The sequence below is a fragment of the Paraburkholderia sp. SIMBA_054 genome (assembly GCF_046534875.1).
Taxonomy (GTDB): domain Bacteria; phylum Pseudomonadota; class Gammaproteobacteria; order Burkholderiales; family Burkholderiaceae; genus Paraburkholderia; species Paraburkholderia hospita.
The window spans coordinates 1-237 of record NZ_JAWRXV010001689.1 but is presented as its reverse complement, the minus strand read 5'-3'; the positions used below and the strand labels follow the sequence as shown (position 1 = coordinate 237).

1 protein-coding gene is annotated in these 237 nt (G+C 69.2%); it reads right to left on the bottom strand.

The window, feature by feature from the left end; all coding sequences use genetic code 11:
* On the bottom strand, positions 1-237 hold a 237-nt coding region (locus SB822_RS60850), incomplete at both ends, for a 4Fe-4S dicluster domain-containing protein (protein ID WP_410859621.1).

Below are 237 nucleotides of genomic sequence, written 5' to 3'. Positions count from 1 at the left end.
GATGTCCGGGTCGGCCACCTTGAGGTGGACCGGCTGGTCCTCGTCGTGCTCGGTGGCGGCGAAGTAGACGCCCTGCAGGCGGTCGCGCGGCGCCAGTTCGCGCTGCACGTAATCGCGCACTGGCTCTTCGTGCTCGCCGACCTTGTCCAGCGAGCTCCAGTCGGGTTTGTTGCCCAGCGTCCACGGCGAATGGCCGCCCAGCGCGGTTTCCCATGCGGCGTTGGCCAGGCCGAACCA